Source organism: Thermophilibacter sp. (genome assembly GCF_966187215.1).
On sequence record NZ_CBIFYV010000002.1, the window covers coordinates 1 to 15,317 of the forward strand.

At 69.3% G+C, this 15,317-nt stretch carries 14 protein-coding genes; 6 read left to right on the forward strand and 8 right to left on the reverse strand.

The features are described 5' to 3' along the window. Window positions 1-29: 29 nt before the first annotated feature. Window positions 30-1,595 carry a carboxypeptidase M32 gene (locus ACWTSU_RS00115; RefSeq protein ID WP_455137868.1) on the forward strand — a complete coding sequence of 522 codons (1,566 nt, stop codon included), beginning with the start codon at window positions 30-32 and terminating at the stop codon, window positions 1,593-1,595. Between the two features lies 1 nt (window position 1,596). Continuing rightward, a complete protein-coding gene (dtd, locus tag ACWTSU_RS00120) occupies window positions 1,597-2,067 on the forward strand; it encodes a D-aminoacyl-tRNA deacylase (protein ID WP_455137869.1) in 471 nt (156 codons plus the stop codon). A 147-nt stretch (window positions 2,068-2,214) separates the two neighbouring features. On the opposite strand, the gene ACWTSU_RS00125 is transcribed toward dtd, so the two are convergent. From ACWTSU_RS00125 to asnS, 4 genes are all read right to left on the reverse strand, one after another. Continuing rightward, on the reverse strand, window positions 2,215-3,180 hold the full coding sequence (locus ACWTSU_RS00125) for a type I phosphomannose isomerase catalytic subunit (protein ID WP_455137870.1): 966 nt from the start codon (window positions 3,178-3,180) through the stop codon (window positions 2,215-2,217). A 126-nt stretch (window positions 3,181-3,306) separates the two neighbouring features. Continuing rightward, on the reverse strand, window positions 3,307-3,582 hold the full coding sequence (locus ACWTSU_RS00130) for a hypothetical protein (protein ID WP_455137871.1): 276 nt from the start codon (window positions 3,580-3,582) through the stop codon (window positions 3,307-3,309). Window positions 3,583-3,683: 101 nt separating this feature from the next. After that, window positions 3,684-4,895 (reverse strand): CapA family protein, encoded by a 1,212-nt coding sequence (locus tag ACWTSU_RS00135; protein ID WP_455137872.1) that lies wholly within the window; start codon window positions 4,893-4,895, stop codon window positions 3,684-3,686. A gap of 76 nt (window positions 4,896-4,971) precedes the next feature. Then, the gene (gene asnS / locus ACWTSU_RS00140) at window positions 4,972-6,375 is read right to left on the reverse strand and encodes an asparagine--tRNA ligase (RefSeq protein WP_455137873.1); all 1,404 of its coding nucleotides are present in this window, start codon (window positions 6,373-6,375) and stop codon (window positions 4,972-4,974) included. 276 nt (window positions 6,376-6,651) lie between these two features. Between asnS and pyrE the strand changes: the two genes are divergently transcribed. Then, on the forward strand, window positions 6,652-7,314 hold the full coding sequence (gene pyrE / locus ACWTSU_RS00145) for an orotate phosphoribosyltransferase (RefSeq protein ID WP_455137874.1): 663 nt from the start codon (window positions 6,652-6,654) through the stop codon (window positions 7,312-7,314). A gap of 33 nt (window positions 7,315-7,347) precedes the next feature. Here pyrE and ACWTSU_RS00150 read toward each other — a convergent pair whose 3' ends face one another. Continuing rightward, window positions 7,348-7,869 (reverse strand): nitroreductase family protein, encoded by a 522-nt coding sequence (locus ACWTSU_RS00150; protein ID WP_455137875.1) that lies wholly within the window; start codon window positions 7,867-7,869, stop codon window positions 7,348-7,350. A gap of 80 nt (window positions 7,870-7,949) precedes the next feature. On the opposite strand from ACWTSU_RS00150, the gene ACWTSU_RS00155 reads away from it, so the two are divergent. After that, window positions 7,950-10,544, forward strand: a complete 2,595-nt coding sequence (locus tag ACWTSU_RS00155; protein WP_455137876.1) for a DEAD/DEAH box helicase — start codon at window positions 7,950-7,952, stop codon at window positions 10,542-10,544. 157 nt (window positions 10,545-10,701) lie between these two features. Here the strand turns inward: ACWTSU_RS00155 and ACWTSU_RS00160 are convergent, their stop codons facing one another. The 3 genes from ACWTSU_RS00160 to ACWTSU_RS00170 form a co-directional block, all read right to left on the reverse strand. After that, on the reverse strand, window positions 10,702-11,703 hold the full coding sequence (locus ACWTSU_RS00160) for a DUF362 domain-containing protein (RefSeq protein WP_455137877.1): 1,002 nt from the start codon (window positions 11,701-11,703) through the stop codon (window positions 10,702-10,704). A 96-nt stretch (window positions 11,704-11,799) separates the two neighbouring features. After that, window positions 11,800-12,447: a bifunctional 4-hydroxy-2-oxoglutarate aldolase/2-dehydro-3-deoxy-phosphogluconate aldolase gene (gene eda / locus ACWTSU_RS00165; RefSeq protein ID WP_455137878.1), complete on the reverse strand. Its 648-nt coding sequence runs from the start codon at window positions 12,445-12,447 to the stop codon at window positions 11,800-11,802. A gap of 9 nt (window positions 12,448-12,456) precedes the next feature. Further along, window positions 12,457-13,503, reverse strand: coding sequence for a PfkB family carbohydrate kinase (locus ACWTSU_RS00170; RefSeq protein ID WP_455137879.1), 1,047 nt, complete (start codon window positions 13,501-13,503; stop codon window positions 12,457-12,459). 201 nt (window positions 13,504-13,704) lie between these two features. Here ACWTSU_RS00170 and ACWTSU_RS00175 point away from each other — a divergent pair, with 201 nt between their 5' ends. After that, on the forward strand, window positions 13,705-14,535 hold the full coding sequence (locus ACWTSU_RS00175; protein ID WP_455137880.1) for a gluconate 5-dehydrogenase: 831 nt from the start codon (window positions 13,705-13,707) through the stop codon (window positions 14,533-14,535). Between the two features lie 31 nt (window positions 14,536-14,566). Further along, on the forward strand, window positions 14,567-15,205 hold the full coding sequence (locus ACWTSU_RS00180) for an RpiB/LacA/LacB family sugar-phosphate isomerase (RefSeq protein ID WP_455137881.1): 639 nt from the start codon (window positions 14,567-14,569) through the stop codon (window positions 15,203-15,205). The last annotated feature ends 112 nt before the right edge of the window (window positions 15,206-15,317 follow it).

Here is a 15,317-nt window from a genome sequence, read left to right on the forward strand (position 1 = left end):
CCCCCCCCCCCACGACTCCAGGAGGAACCATGGCAGAAACGAGCACCCCTCGCACGGACGTCTCCCAGACCAACGCCGCCCTCTCCAACCCCCGCGCCGACCTCGAGTCGCTCGACGAGCTCGAGCGCAGGCTCTTCTCGCTGCGCTACGCCATCGACGAGATCGGCTCGCTCGGGCCGGTGATCGACCCGCCGCGCGCGACCGAGGAGCGCGCCGAGGCCCTGGCCGAGCTCGAGCGCCAGCGCGCCCAGACCCTGAGCAATCCGCTCGTGGGCGGGGTGCTCGAGCGCCTGGGGAAGTGCCCCGAGCTGCTGAGCGACACCCAGAAGGCGCAGCTGCGCGTGCTCGGGCGCGACCGCGACGAGCTGGTGCGCGTGCCGGCCGACGAGCAGGCGGCGTTCAGCCGGCTCACCTGCGAGGCCGAGGACGTCTGGCGGCGCGCCAAGGCCGCCAGCGACTGGGAGTCCTTCGCGCCGTACCTCGACCGCATCGTGGCCGCGCGCGTCAACATGGCGAAGGAGCGCGACGGCGGCCGCGACCCCTACGACGTCTGGCTGGACGACTTCGAGCCCGGCTGCGACCGCGCCTTCTACGACACGTTCTTCTCGCAGGTCAAGGACGTGGTGGTGCCGCTTCTGGCCGACTGCTCGGCAAGCCGCCACCAGCCCAGCCGCGCCTGCGTGGAGGGCTCCTTCGACGTGGAGCGGCAGTGGGCGCTCGCGCGCGACCTCGTGCGGCTGGAGGGCGTTGACGAGGACGCCCTGTGGCTCGGACGCACCGAGCACCCGTTCACGGGCGGCCCCTCCACGGGCTTCGTCCTGATCGCGGGCCACGTGCACGAGGACGACGTGCTCTCCAACGCCTTCACGATGCTGCACGAGGGCGGTCACGCCCTCTACGAGCAGGGCGTGGACCCGGCCTATCGCTACACCTCGCTCAAGGGCGGCACCTCGATGGGCATGCACGAGGCGCAGTCGCGCTTCTTCGAGAACTACGTGGGCCGCTCGGAGGCCTTCGCGCGCCCGCTGCTCGACGCGCTCGCGCGCCACTTCCCCGGGCGCTTCGCTCGCGTGACCCCACGCCAGCTCTACCTGGCCGAGAACCGCGCCGAGCCGGGCCTCATCCGCACCGAGGCCGACGAGCTCACCTACCCGCTGCACATCCTCGTGCGCTACGAGATCGAGCAGCTGCTCTTCTCGGGCGAGGCGACCGCGGCCGACGTGCCGCGCCTCTGGGCCGAGAAGTACCGCGCGTACCTGGGCGTCGAGGTGCCGGACGACGCCCGCGGCGCGCTGCAGGACACGCACTGGGCAAACGGCGAGTTCGGCTACTTCCCCACCTACGCGCTCGGCTCGGCCTTCGGGGCGCAGCTGCGCCACGCGATGGTGGCGGGGGGCGTGGACCTGGAGGGCGCCTGCGCGGCCGGCGACCTCGCGCCCGTGCGCGACTGGCTGCGCGAGCGCATCTGGCGCTGGGGCCGTGCGAAGGACTCCTTCGAGCTCATCCGCGACGCCTGCGGCGAGGTCTTCTCGCCGACCTACTACACCGACTACCTGGCGGAGAAGTTCTCGGCCCTGTACCGGCTGGGGGCCTAGCGTGCGCGCGCTCGTGCAGCGCGTGGAGCGCGCCCAGGTTGAGGTCGACGGCGAGGTCACGGGCAGCTGCGGAGTCGGCTACCTGGTGCTTCTGGGCGTGGCGCCCACGGACGACGAGGCGCTCGCCGAGCGGCTCTGGGGCAAGGTGGCACGCCTGCGCATCTTTGAGGACGAGACGGGGAAGACCAACCGCTCGCTCGTTGACGTGGGCGGCTCGGTCCTGGTGGTGAGCCAGTTCACGCTCTACGCAGACGCGCGGCGCGGCAACCGCCCGTCGTTCACGGGGGCCGCGCGCCCCGAGCTCGCCGAGCGGCTCTACGACCGGTTCTGCGAGCTCGCGGAGACGGAGCTCGGGGCGGGGCGCGTGGGCCGCGGCGTCTTCGGGGCCCACATGCGCGTGAGTCTGGTCAACGACGGGCCCTTCACGGTGCTTCTCGACACCGACGAGCTGGGTTGGGGTGCGGCGAGCTGACACATTCTGCGCCCAAAGCGTCAGGACCCCGCATGTCCGTGATGGGCGTGCGGGGTCCTGACGTTTTTTGGGTCAGAATCGTCAGAATCCCGCACGCCCATGGTCGGGATGCGGGATCCGGACACTTTTGCTAATGGCGCGGCTGACCTACGGCAGGCGGGAGACGATGAGCGTCATGTCGCCCGCGAGGCGCAGCGTGCCGCAGCCGGACGGCGCGAGGAAGTGCGTGCCGCGCGCGACCTCGTGCGTCTGCCCGGCGGCGTCGGCGCAGACGGTGCCGGCGCCCTCGATCACGCTCGCGCAGAGGAACGGCCAGGTCTGCTCCAGGTCCTTCTCGCCGGACACGCGGACGCGCTCGACCACGAAGTTGGGACACTCCATGAGCTCGGTCACGCCGTCCACCTCGGGCGCGGTGACCTCGCCGGACTCCGGCGCCTCCATCGCATAGTCCACCACGTCGAGGCTCTGCTCGATGTGCAGCGGGCGGGGCTTGCCGTCGGCACCCACGCGGTCGAAGTCGTAGACGCGGTAGGTCACGTCGGAGGACTGCTGGGTCTCGAGGATCAGCGTGCCGCCCTCGATGGCGTGCATGGTCCCTGGCTCGATGGGGAAGAAGTCGCCCGCGTGGCAGGGCACGCGGTTGAGCAGCTCGCCCCAGCGGCCCGCCTCGATCATGGACGCCAGCTCGGCGCGGTCGTGCGCGCGCTGGCCGATGGTGATCTTGGTGTCGGGGTCGGCGTCGAGCACGTACCAGCACTCGCGCTTGCCTAGGCTGCCGTTCTCGTGCTCGGCGGCGTAGGCGTCGTCGGGGTGCACCTGCACCGAGAGGCTCTCGCGCGCGTCGATGATCTTCACGAGCAGCGGGAAGCGGTCGCCCTCCACGCCGCCGAAGAGCTCGCGGTGCGCGTCCCAGAGCTCGGAGAGGTGCGTGCCGGCCCAGGCGCCGCGCTCGATGGGGCAGTCCCCGTTGGGGTGCGCGCTGATGGCCCAGCACTCGCCGATCTCCCCGTCGGGGATTTGGTAGCCGAAGTCGTCGGCGAGCTTGCGGCCGCCCCAGATCTTCTCGTGGAAGACGGGCGTGGGGAAGATGAGGTCGCGCGTGAGGTCGGACATGGCAACTACCTCCGTCGTAGACGTGAAAGGGGCGGGGCGCCACACGGCACCCCGCCCCATGATAGCGTCCCGGGACCCGTCCCGTCGCGGCGTCGCGCGGGCCACCCGGGGCCGTCGGCGGGCGTCTCAGGCGTGGTGGCGAGCGTGGCCACGGCCGCGACCGTTGGCGTCGCGCGGCAGGAGGAAGCGCTCGCAGACGTTGGAGGTGCGCAGGTACTCAGCACCGAAGGGGTCGACGGTGGGCACGAGCCCCTCGCGCGTCTCGGCGAAGTGGTTCTGGGGGCTGCGCTCGACGTGCGGGTTGGTGAGGGTGTAGCCCCGGCTGCAGGAGCCCTGGTACATCTTGGCGTCCTCGTGGTACGTGAAGGACGAGAACGCGCAGTCCGAGCAGTGTAGGCCCATCGTTTCCCCTCTCGTCGGGTGTTCCCGAGATGGTACACCCGCGACGCGGCGGCGGGGCGGGACGGCCGACGCCGCGCGCGGGGCCGCACTCGCGGGACCCGTCACGCCTCCCAGACGAGCTCGCAGGACGAGGCGTCGAAGGCCTCGCCCAGGCGCTCGGAGCAGAAGTCGACGCACCACTGGAACGAGAAGTCCGTCTGCGCTCCCCTCGTCCTGACCTGGTTGGCCGCGGCGAGCTCCTCGGTGTAGTCGCGCAGGCGGTACGTGGTGAACGCCGTGCCCGGGGCGCAGTGGGTGACGAGCGGCGTCAGCCTGCAGGCCGAGACCGCGCACCCCCCGTCCTCGAAGACGAGCGTCGCGCGCGCCATCGCGCCGACCATCGTGTCCTTGCGCGTCTGCGTCGAGGTGAAGTTGCCCACCGACCAGAACACGGGCACCGCGCGCCCGTCCGCGCTCTCGATGACCTCGAAAGGCTGCATCACGTGCGGGTGGCCGCCGATGATGACGTCCGCTCCGGCGTCCGCGAGCACCTGAGCCCAGCGGCGCTGGTCGTCGCTGGGGGCCGCGGCGTACTCTATCCCCCAGTGGGGGCACGCCACGATGGCCTCGGCGCCGGCGTCGCGCGCGGCGGCCGCGTCGGCGGTGATGGCGGCCTCGTCGAGCATCCGGACCGCCCAGGGCTGGGGCAGCGGGATGCCGTTGGTGCCGTAGGTGTAGTTGAGGACGGCGATGCGGTGCCCGGCGCGCTCGACCATCGGGATGGTCGCCGCGGCGCCCTCGCTGTCGGCGATGCCCGCGACCACCATGTCGGGATGGGCCGAGCGCCAGAAGGCGAGCTCGGACTCGATGCCCGCCATGCCCTTGTCGACCGCATGGTTGCTGGCGCACAGGGCCACGTCGAAGCCGGCCGCCGCCTCCGCGTCGCCGATCTCCTGCGGGCTGTTGAACATCGGGTAGCCCGAGAGGCCCAGGTCGACGCCGCCCAGGATGGTCTCCTGCCCCACCAGCGCCACGTCGGCGGCGGCCACGTCGTCGGCGACCCGGGCGAAGAGGTGGTCGTAGTTGCGCGTCCCGTCCGGACGCTCGCCGCTCTCCCACACGCCGCTGTGCACGAGCACGTCGCCCACCATGAGGACCTCGAGCTCGTCGGGAGCCGCCTCGTCGTAGACCGTGACGCGGTCGCGCGCCCCGGACTCGGCCGTGGGCGCCCCCGCCCCGGAGCAGCCCGCGAGCGTGAGCGTGGCGGTCCCGAGCGCCGCCCGCAGAAACGACCGGCGCGAGAAGACCCCCGACCTGGTGACGTGCTCGGACATGGCTCCCCCTCTCGGACGGTGGCGCGTGACAATGGGGACGGAGGGTTGACAAACCCCTCCGTCCCCATTGTCACCGCTAGAAGTCGGCGTTGCCGACGGTGCGCGGGTGCGGGATGACGTCGCGGATGTTGTCCACGCCGGTAAGGTACATCACCAGGCGCTCGAAGCCCAGGCCGAAGCCCGCGTGCTCGCAGCCGCCGTAGCGGCGCAGGTCGAGGTAGTACCTGTACTGGTCCGGGTCCATGCCGAGCTCGGTGATGCGACGCTCGAGCACGTCCAGGCGCTCCTCGCGCTGCGAGCCGCCCACGATCTCGCCGATGCCCGGGACCAGGCAGTCCGCGGCGGCCACGGTCCTGCCGTCGTCGTTCATGCGCATGTAGAACGCCTTGATCGCGGCCGGGTAGTCGGTGACGAAGGTCGGGCGGTGGAAGTGCTCCTCGGTGAGGAAGCGCTCGTGCTCGGTCTGGAGGTCGCAGCCCCAGTCCACGGGGAACTCGAAGACGTGGCCCGCCGCGGCGGCGTCCTGCAGGATCTCGATGGCCTCGGTGTAGCTGACGCGCGCGAAGTCCGAGGTGGCCACGTGCGTGAGGCGCTCCTCGAGGCCCTTGTCCACGTACCTGTTGAAGAAGTCCATCTCGTCCGAGCAGTGCTCCATGACGTAGGTGATGACGTACTTGAGCATGGCCTCCGCGCAGTCCATGTCGCCGGCGAGGTCGCAGAAGGCCATCTCGGGCTCGACCATCCAGAACTCGGCGGCATGCCGGCGCGTGTTGGAGTTCTCGGCGCGGAAGGTGGGGCCGAAGGTGTAGACGTCGCCGAACGAGAGCGCGAAGTTCTCGGCCTGGAGCTGGCCCGAGACGGTCAGGTTGGCGGCGTGACCGAAGAAGTCCTGGCTCCAGTCCACGTGGCCGTCCTCGGTGCGCGGCGGGTTCTCAACGTCGAGCGTGGTCACGCGGAACATCTCGCCGGCGCCCTCGGCGTCGGAGGTGGTGATGATCGGCGTGTTGACGTAGACGAAGCCGCGCTCCTGGAAGAAGCGGTGGATGGCGTAGGCCGCCACGCTGCGCACGCGGAAGACCGCGCGGAAGAGGTTGGTGCGGCTGCGCAGGTGCTGCTGGGTGCGCAGGAACTCGCGGGTCTGGCGCTTCTTCTGCATCGGGTAGTCCGGGGCGGAGGCGCCCTCCACGCGGATCTCCGCGGCCTGGAGCTCAAAGGGCTGCGGGCGCTCGGGGGTGAGCGCAAGCGTGCCGGTAACCGAGAGCGCCGAGCCCACGCCCGTGGCGGCGATCTCATCGTAGTTCGCGAGGGTCTCGCGCTTCATGACCACCTGCAGGTCCTTGAAGCAGCTGCCGTCGTTGAGCATGACGAAGCCGAAGTTCTTCATGTCGCGGACCGAGCGGACCCAGCCCGCCACGGTAACGGTGGTGCCGCCGAGGGTCTCGGCGTCGGCGAAGAGCTGGGCGATGCGGGTGCGTTCCACGGGTTTCTCCTCTGATGTTCCCTGCGTTGTCTGCCGCCCCAACTCTAGCGCATCGCGCGAGCCGGCGAGAAGCGCCGCAAGCCGCGCACGGCGAGAAGCCCGCGGGCGCGCGGCCATACTGGTCAGCTGATGTTGCCAGTTTTTGCCGTAACTGGTCATCTCAGGTTGCCAGTTGAGCCCGCGGCAACGTGGCTGCTGGGCGCGCACGGGGCGACGAGCCGCTAGAATCGGGTGAGCGGAACACGACCCGGCCGCGGGCCGGCGGAAGGAGCGGGCATGGAGACCTACAAGCGCGAGTTCATCCGGTTCATGGTGGAGTCCGACGTCCTCAAGTTCGGCGACTTCACGCTCAAGAGCGGCCGCAAGTCGCCGTTCTTCATGAACGCGGGCGCCTACGTGACGGGCTCGCAGCTCAAGCGCCTGGGCGAGTACTACGCCCACGCCATCCACGACAACTTCGGCCTGGACTTCGACGTGCTCTTCGGGCCGGCGTACAAGGGCATCCCGCTGGCCGTGGTCACCGCCATCGCCCTGCACGACCTCTACGGCAAGGAGGTCCGCTACTGCTCCGACCGCAAGGAGGAGAAGGACCACGGCGCCGACAAGGGCGGCTTCCTGGGCGCCGCCCTCGAGGACGGCGACCGCGTGGTCATGATCGAGGACGTGACCACCTCGGGCAAGTCCATCGACGAGACCTACCCCAAGGTGACGGGCGCGGCGAACGTCGAGGTCAAGGGCCTCATCGTGAGCCTGAACCGCATGGAGGTCGGCAAGGGCGGCAAGGTGACCGCCCAGCAGGAGATCCAGGAGAGGTACGGCTTCCCCGTGGCGAGCATCGTGAGCATGGCCGAGGTCGTGGAGGTGCTCGACGGCACCGTCATCACGCCCGAGCTCAAGGCCGCGATCGACTCCTATTACGAGCAGTACGGGGTGAAGTAGCCTGTCGCCCTCCCCCGCCGTCCGGGTCGGTCGTCAGAGGCGGCTCACCAGCTCGTCGGCCCCGCGGCGCTCCTCGTGGCGCGGCGAGGGACCGCCGGCCTCGCCCTCGGCGGGGTATCCCAGCGGGAAAAGCGCCACGAGGTCGTAGCCGGCCGTCTGGGGGAAGGCCTCCTTGACCGCCGGGGCGTCGAAGTGGCCCACCCACGTGGTGCCCAGGCCCAGGTCGGCCGCCGCCAGCATGATGTGAGTGCCCACGATCGAGGCGTCCACGTCGGCGAAGTTGCGGTCGTCGTACTTGCGCACCCAAGCCTCGTCGGGCGCGGCGCCCAGCATGATGACCGCGCGGGCGCCAAAGAGGAAGCGCGTGCAGGCGCCCAGGCGCTCGAGCGCCTCGGGGCTCCTGACGACCCACGCGCGCCAGGGCTGACGGTCGACGGCGGTCGGCGCCGCGATGGCGGCCTCGATCAGCGCGTCGATCTTCTCGTCCTCGACGGGGCGGTCGCAGAAGGCGCGGCATGAGTAGCGGTCGTGCGCGAGCTGCAGGAAGTCGGTCATATGGGCTCCTCTCGTAGGGCTAACGCGAGTATACGTCGCCCACGCTAGAATGAGGGGCCGAACGACGTGAGGAGACGCGCATGGCCGACGAGCCCACCACACCCCAGATCGCCGACGAGGGCCCCAACGGGACCGGCTCGCTGGGTCGGCTCATACCCTGGCCCGACGACGAGACCTACCCCAACATCGGGCCCGAGGCGGCGCTCGACCTCTTCCTCGGCTGGGTGGAGTCGCGCGGGATCGAGCTGTGGCCCCACCAGGAGGAGGCGCTGCTCAGCCTGGCCGCCGGCGACCACCTGATCCTGGGCACGCCCACGGGCTCGGGCAAGTCGATGGTGGCCCTGGGCATGTGCTTCATGAGCGTCTGCTGCGACCGCCGCGCCTACTACACCGCCCCCATCAAGGCCCTGGTCAGCGAGAAGTTCTTTGACCTCGTGGAGCTCTTCGGCCGCGAGAACGTGGGCATGATCACCGGCGACGCCTCGATCAACGCGGGCGCGCCGATCATCTGCTGCACCGCGGAGATCCTGGCCAACCAGGCGCTGCGCGAGGGCGCGGGCGCCGACGTGGGCTGCGTGGCCATGGACGAGTTCCACTTCTTCGCCGACCCCGACCGCGGCTGGGCGTGGCAGGTGCCGCTGCTCACGCTGCCGGACGCGCAGTTCCTGCTGATGAGCGCCACGCTCGGCGACACGAGCGCCATCGCCAAGGCGCTCTCGGAGCACACCGGCGGCCGCACGGTGGACGTGATCGCCGACGCCCCGCGCCCGGTGCCGCTGTCCTACGAGTTCGTGGACACGGCGCTGGAGGGGACCGTCGAGCTGGCGCTGCGCGCGGGCGAGGCGCCGCTCTACATCGTGCACTTCGCGCAGGACGCGGCGCTCAAGAGCGCGCAGTCGCTGGCGAGCTACGGCGTCTCGACCAAGGAGCAGCGCGAGGCCATCAAGAACGCGATCAGGGGCACCCGCTTCACCACGACCTTCGGCAAGACCCTCCAGCGTCTGCTGGGCTGCGGCGTGGGGGTGCACCACGCGGGCATGCTGCCGCGCTACCGCCTGCTCGTGGAGAAGCTCGCGCAGCAGGGGCTCCTTCCGGTCATCTGCGGGACCGACACGCTAGGCGTGGGCATCAACGTGCCGATCCACACCGTGGTGCTCACGGCGCTCGCCAAGTTTGACGGGCGGCGGATGCGCCACCTCAACGCGCGCGAGTTCCACCAGATCGTGGGCCGCGCCGGGCGCGCCGGCTTCGACACCGAGGGCCACGTCATCGCCGAGGCCACCGAGTACGACATCGAGAACGCCCGGGCGCTGGCCAAGGCGGGCGGCGACCCCAAGAAGGCGCGCAAGATCAAGACCAAGAAGCCGCCCGAGGGCTTTGTGGGCTGGAACAAGCAGACCTTCGAGCGGCTCATCGCGGCCGAGCCCGAGCCGCTGCGCCCCCGCATGAAGGTCACGCACTCGATGGTGCTCGCCGAGGTCGAGCAGGGCGGCGACGCCTGGGCGCGCGTGCACAGGCTCATCGACGACTCCGCGCAGCCGGACGCCGAGAAGGCGGCGCTCTCCACACGCGCCGACGAGATCTTCGCCACGCTGCTCGACGCCGGCGTGGTGACGCGCGAGGAGGGACCGGACGGGGCGGTCAGCTGGCACACCACCGTCGAGGTGCCGGACGACTTCGCGCTCGACCAGCCCCTCTCGCCGTTCCTGCTGGCGGCGCTGGAGCTTCTGGACCCCGAGTCGGACACCTATGCCCTGGACGTGATCTCGATGGTGGAGGCCACACTCGAGGACCCGTGGCAGATCCTGCGCGCGCAGCAGCGCGCGGCTCGCGACCGGGCGATGGCCGAGATGAAGGCCGACGGCGTGGAGTACGACGAGCGCATCGAGCGGCTGCAGGAGGTCACGTGGCCCAAGCCGCTCGAGGAGCTTCTCGACGCCGCCTTCGAGCGCTACTGCGAGCAGGTGCCCTGGGCGCGCGACTTTGCCCTGAGCCCCAAGTCCGTGCTGCGCGACATGATCGAGACGGCCAGCGACTTCAAGGAGTACGTGGGCCGCTACGGCATCGCGCGCTCGGAGGGCCTGCTGCTGCGCTACCTCTCGGAGGCGTACCGCGCGCTCGATCGCACCGTGCCCGAGACCAAGCGCGACGAGCGGCTGGGCGACATCGTCGCCTGGCTGGGGATGGTCGTGCGAACCGTGGACTCGTCGCTGGTGGACGAGTGGGCCGCCGCGGGCGAGGGAACGTCCGAGGGCCTGGACGCCGCGCCGCCCGCGACCGACGAGGTGGTGCGCGACCGGCGCGCGCTCACGCTGCTCGTGCGCAACGCGCTCTTCGCGCGCGTGCGGCTGGCGGCGTTCGGCGACGTGGACGAGCTGGGGCGCATCGACGCCGACTGGGGCTGGCGCGCGCCCGTGTGGCAGCGCGCGCTGGACCGCTTCTACGAGGAGCACGACGAGATCGTGCTCGACGGCGACGCGCGCAGCTCCGCGTACTACACGATCGACGAGTCCGACGAGCGCGCGTCCCACGTCTGGCACGTCCACCAGATCTTCCGCGACGCCGACGACGACCGCGACTTCGGCATCTGGGGCGACGTCGACCTCGACGCCACGCAGGACGAGGGCGCCGTGGTCTTCTCGAGCTACCGCGTGGGCTTCGTGGACGATGAGTAGCCACGGCGGATGCGCGCAGTCGCAGACTTCCGCTGTTTTCTGAGCAGAAAAATACGGCCATCTACCTGCCATTTCTTACGTTTGTGCAGGTAGATGGCCGCTTTGAAAAACGCGGTTGTCGGCGATTCGCCCTTCTCGGTAACCGGGCCGCCGGATGCTACTCCGTGAACGGCACCACGTGCGCCACGGCGTCGGCCCGCGAGATGCGCGCGCCGCCGTTGTCGAGGTCGAGCAGCGCGTAGCGCCAGTTGCCCATGCCGAGCTCCCTCATGTACGTGAGCTGGCGCAGGCCGTGGCGGCTCTCCATGCGCTCCACGAGATCGTGGTGGTCTTCCTCCCTCATGGCGTAGACCAGGTCGACGCACGCCTGGTCGAGCGCCAGGATGTCCGTTGAGGCGAGGATGCCCACGTTGGGCGTCACCACGGGCTGCGCCGCGGTGCCCTCGCAGTCGCAGCTGACCGACATGTTGCGCATCACGTTCACGAAGGTGATCCTCTTGCCGAAGTGGTCGCACACCGCCTTGGCCGACTCCATCATGCGCTCCATGAACTCCTCGCGCGCGATGTCCCACATGTCCGGCTGGCCCGGTGTGGTGTGGATCTCCTTCTTGCCCACGCGACCGTCGGCGCACCCGATGCCGATGTTCTTGGCCGAGCCGCCAAAGCCGCCCTGCGTGTGACCCTTGAAGTGCGTGAGCACCACGAGCGAATCGTAGTTGGCCAGGTGGGAGCCCATGTGCACCTCGTCGAACCACTTGCCGCCCGCCACGGGGAAGGGCGTGCAGCCCTCCTCGTCGAGGATGTCCACGGGCGCGAAGGTCCAGCCGTTGACCTTGAGGGTCTCGCGGTGCTGCTCGGTGGTGTAGCGGTCCCCCTCGTAGTAGGTGTTGGTCTCCACGATGGCCGCGCCGGGCAGGTCGGTGGCGAGAAGGTCGGCGACCCAGGGACGCGGGATGATGTTGGGCCCGTGCTGCTCGCCGGTGTGGAGCTTCACGCCCACCTTCCCGCTCACGTTGCCGGCCACCTGCTCGTAGGCGCGACGCAGGCCCTCGGCCGAGAGGTCGCGCGTGAAGTAGACGATCGACTCGTTACCGGTGCGCTCCTCGTAGGGGACGTAGCGGTCTCCACCGGTGCCGGGCTGGGGGTTCTGCTGAGCCATGGTGCCTCCTTCGACGCGGGTCTCTGATGTCATTGTACGCCTTAGGAACGCGGCGTCACTTGTGAATCAAGCCGCCCGCGCCGGAGCGAGACCGTCCTACGAGCGCACGCGCGCCACCACGGCCGCGGCCGCGGCAGCCAGGCGCGTCACCTCGTCGAAGCGACCCGCGCGCACGAGCTCGGCCTTGGTGATCCAGGTCCCGCCGCAGGCGAGAACGGCCGGGCAGCTCAGATACTCCTCGAGATCGTCCTGCCTGATGCCGCCCGTGGGCATGAAGCGGTGGCCAACGAAGACCGACGCCAGCGTCTTGACGCCGCCAAGCCCGCCGTAGAGCGACGCCGGGAAGTACTTGGTCACGTCGAGGCCGCGGTTGATGAGCCAGGTGATCTCCGCGGGCGTGACGCCGGCGGGAATCTGCGGGACCTCGTGTTCGAGACACCAGTCCACGACCTCCGGGGAGAAGCCCGGGCTCACCACAAAGCGCGCGCCCGCCTCGACGGCGGCCTCGGCCTGCGCCACGTTGAGCACCGTGCCGGCGCCCACGAGCACCTCCGGGCGCGCCCCAGAGATCGTCCTGATCGCGTCGGCGGCCGCCGCGGTCCTGAAGGTCACCTCGGCCGCGGGCAGCCCGCCCTCCGCGAGTGCGTCGGCAAGCGGCAGCGCGTCGCCGACCTCGTCGAGAACCACGACGGGCACCACTCCCGTCTTCTCGACCCGCTGATAGAACTCGTCAAGATAGCTCATGGCTTCCTCCTATCGGGCGACGCGAACGCCGGACCCCTTGCGCGCGACCGCGCCGATCTCCGCCTCCGAGACGAGGTTCGAGTCGCCGCGAATCGAGAGCTTGAGCACCGAGCCCGCGATGGCGTAGTCGATGGCGTCCTGTGGGTCGAGGTCGTGAAGCATCGCGTGGATCAGCGCGGCCGAGAAGGCGTCGCCCGCGGCGACTCCCTCGAGCACGTGGACGTCGTGGACGGGGCTGAACCAGTGTACATCCCGCTCGGAAAGATAGAGCATCCCCATCCACCGCGAGCGCTCCACGGACTCGACGTCGCGTATGACCGACGCGACCGCCCGGCAGCCGTACTCCGAGCAAATCTGCCGCGCCATCTCCACATAGTCCTCCCGCTCGGCGATGCCGTTCTCGAGCGAGCCGGAGACGCAGGTCATGCCCAGCGAGAAGGGAGCGTCCTCGTCGTTGGCAACGCAGACGTCCACAAACGGCATGAGGCCGCGCATGACCTCCTGCGCCCGCTCGGCCGACCAGAGCTTCCCGCGATAGTTGAGGTCGCAGACCGTGAGGATGCCCCGGTCGCGGGCCGCGGCGAGCGCCTCGGCGCAGGCCACCGCCAGCTCGTCCGAGACGGCGGGCGTCACGCCCGAGACATAGAGAACGCCCGTGCCCTCGAGGAGCTCGTCCCAGTCGAAGACCACGTGGGAGGCCAGGCTCACCGCCGAGTACTTTCGGTCGTACAGCGCCGCGTTGCCGCGCTGGGAGGCGCCCACCTCGAAGATGTAGCTCCCCAGGCGGTCGCCCTGGCGCACCACGCGCGAGACGTCCACCCCATAGGAGGAGAGCGAGCGCAGGGCGCAGTCGCCCACGCGCCCCTCGGGCACCACCGAGACGAACGCGGCGCGGTCGCCCTGGTAGGCGAGCGAGAGCGCCACGTTTGCCTCCGCCCCGCCGTAGCGCACGTCAAGCGACGTGGTCTGCTCGAGACGCAGGTTGCTGGGCGGCGACAGCCTCATCAGTATCTCGCCGAAGGCGAGCACCACCGCGTCTTCTGAGAGTCCTAGCATCCTCTGTTCTCCCCTCTCTTTTAGTTAACTGGTTTACTTCACCATAGTGTCATAGAGTACCGCATTTTTCCTGTACTTATCCAAGGATGTGTTGAGTCACGGCAATTATATGCCGCTTGTGAGCAATCTTCTTGACAAAACCGGTTTACTAATCTTAACTGGGCGTTGGGATTCAAAGGAGAGACAACCCAAGGAGGAGCTATGGCAGAGCAGTACGCAGATCCCAGCACGTTCAGCATGGACAGCTTCCGTCTCGACGGTAAGGTCGCGCTCGTTACGGGCGCGTCCTACGGCATTGGATTTGCCATTGCCACCGCCCTCGCCAAGGCGGGCGCCAAGATCGCCTTCAACGACCTCAACCCCGAGAAGAACGAGATGGGCGTCAAGGCATACGCCAACGAGGGAATCGACGCCCGCGGCTACGTGGCGGACGTCACCAAGATCGACCAGGTAGAGCAGCTCGTCAAGAGCGTCGAGCGCGACCTCGGCCCCATCGACATTCTCGTCAACAACGCGGGCATCATCAAGCGCATCCCCATGCTCGACATGTCCGCCGAGGACTTCCGTGCCGTCGTCGACGTGGACCTCAATGCCCCCTTCATCGTCTCCAAGGCCGTCCTGCCCGGGATGATCGAGAAGGGCCACGGCAAGATCATCAACATCTGCTCGATGATGAGCGAGCTCGGTCGCGAGACCGTCTCGGCGTACGCGGCGGCCAAGGGCGGCCTCAAGATGCTCACCAAGAACATCTGCTCCGAGTTCGGCGAGCACAACATCCAGTGCAACGCCATCGGGCCGGGCTACATCGCCACCCCGCAGACCGCCCCGCTGCGCGAGACCCAGCCGGACGGCTCCCGCCACCCGTTTGACCAGTTCATCTGCGCAAAGACCCCGGCGGCGCGCTGGGGCACGCCGGTGGACCTCATGGGAACCGCCGTATTCCTCGCCTCCGACGCCTCGAACTTCGTCAACGGGCAGGTCGTCTACGTTGACGGCGGCATCCTCGCCTACCTCGGCAAGCAGCCCGCCTAGTCCCACAGCGCCAACCACAGGGAGAGAAGCCATGAAAATCGCGCTCATCAACGAGAACAGCCAGAACGCCAAGAACCCCATGATCGAGGCCGCCCTCAAGAAGGTCGTCGAACCCATGGGCCACACCGTGTTCAACTACGGCATGTATGCCGACGAGGGCTCGGCGCCGCTCACCTACGTCCAGAACGGCATCCTCGCCGCGGTGCTGCTCAACGGCGGCGCGGCCGACTACGTGGTCACCGGCTGCGGCACGGGCGAGGGAGCCATGCTCGCGCTCAACAGCTTTCCGGGCGTGATCTGCGGCCACGTGGAGGATCCGCTCGACGCCTACACCTTCGCCCAGATCAACGACGGCAACGCCGTCGCCCTGCCGTTTGCCCTCAAGAACGGCTGGGGCCAGGAGCTCCAGCTCGAGTACACCTTCGAGAAGCTCTTCGGATTTGGCTCGGGCAACGGCTACCCCGCCGACCGCGTGGTCCCCGAGCAGCGCAACAAGAAGATTCTCGACGGCGTGCGCGCCGCCGCCTTCAGGCCGCTTCCCGACATTCTCGACGACCTCGACCGCGAGCTCGTTCGCGGCGCCCTCTCCGGCGAGCGCTTCCAGGAGCTGTTCTTCGCCAATGCCACGGACGAGACCGTCATCACAAAGGTCAGGGAGATCATCGGCTAGCCCCCGCCAACTCGCTCCCCTTTCCCGGGCGGTCCCGAGCGTCGGGGCCGCCCGCTTTCCTTGGCCCGCCAAGTCGAGTAAATTAGGTTTACTAAATCATCGAGAAGACCCG

Excerpts from the sequence above, each read along its gene's own strand:
- ACWTSU_RS00115 (WP_455137868.1), top strand. The coding sequence starts at position 30 with ATGGCAGAAACGAGCACCCCTCGCACGGACGTCTCCCAGACCAACGCC.
- ACWTSU_RS00125 (WP_455137870.1), bottom strand. The coding sequence starts at position 3,180 with ATGTCCGACCTCACGCGCGACCTCATCTTCCCCACGCCCGTCTTCCAC.
- ACWTSU_RS00130 (WP_455137871.1), bottom strand. The coding sequence starts at position 3,582 with ATGGGCCTACACTGCTCGGACTGCGCGTTCTCGTCCTTCACGTACCAC.
- ACWTSU_RS00135 (WP_455137872.1), bottom strand. The coding sequence starts at position 4,895 with ATGTCCGAGCACGTCACCAGGTCGGGGGTCTTCTCGCGCCGGTCGTTT.
- pyrE (WP_455137874.1), top strand. The coding sequence starts at position 6,652 with ATGGAGACCTACAAGCGCGAGTTCATCCGGTTCATGGTGGAGTCCGAC.
- ACWTSU_RS00150 (WP_455137875.1), bottom strand. The coding sequence starts at position 7,869 with ATGACCGACTTCCTGCAGCTCGCGCACGACCGCTACTCATGCCGCGCC.
- ACWTSU_RS00155 (WP_455137876.1), top strand. The coding sequence starts at position 7,950 with ATGGCCGACGAGCCCACCACACCCCAGATCGCCGACGAGGGCCCCAAC.
- ACWTSU_RS00160 (WP_455137877.1), bottom strand. The coding sequence starts at position 11,703 with ATGGCTCAGCAGAACCCCCAGCCCGGCACCGGTGGAGACCGCTACGTC.
- eda (WP_455137878.1), bottom strand. The coding sequence starts at position 12,447 with ATGAGCTATCTTGACGAGTTCTATCAGCGGGTCGAGAAGACGGGAGTG.
- ACWTSU_RS00170 (WP_455137879.1), bottom strand. The coding sequence starts at position 13,503 with ATGCTAGGACTCTCAGAAGACGCGGTGGTGCTCGCCTTCGGCGAGATA.
- ACWTSU_RS00175 (WP_455137880.1), top strand. The coding sequence starts at position 13,705 with ATGGCAGAGCAGTACGCAGATCCCAGCACGTTCAGCATGGACAGCTTC.
- ACWTSU_RS00180 (WP_455137881.1), top strand. The coding sequence starts at position 14,567 with ATGAAAATCGCGCTCATCAACGAGAACAGCCAGAACGCCAAGAACCCC.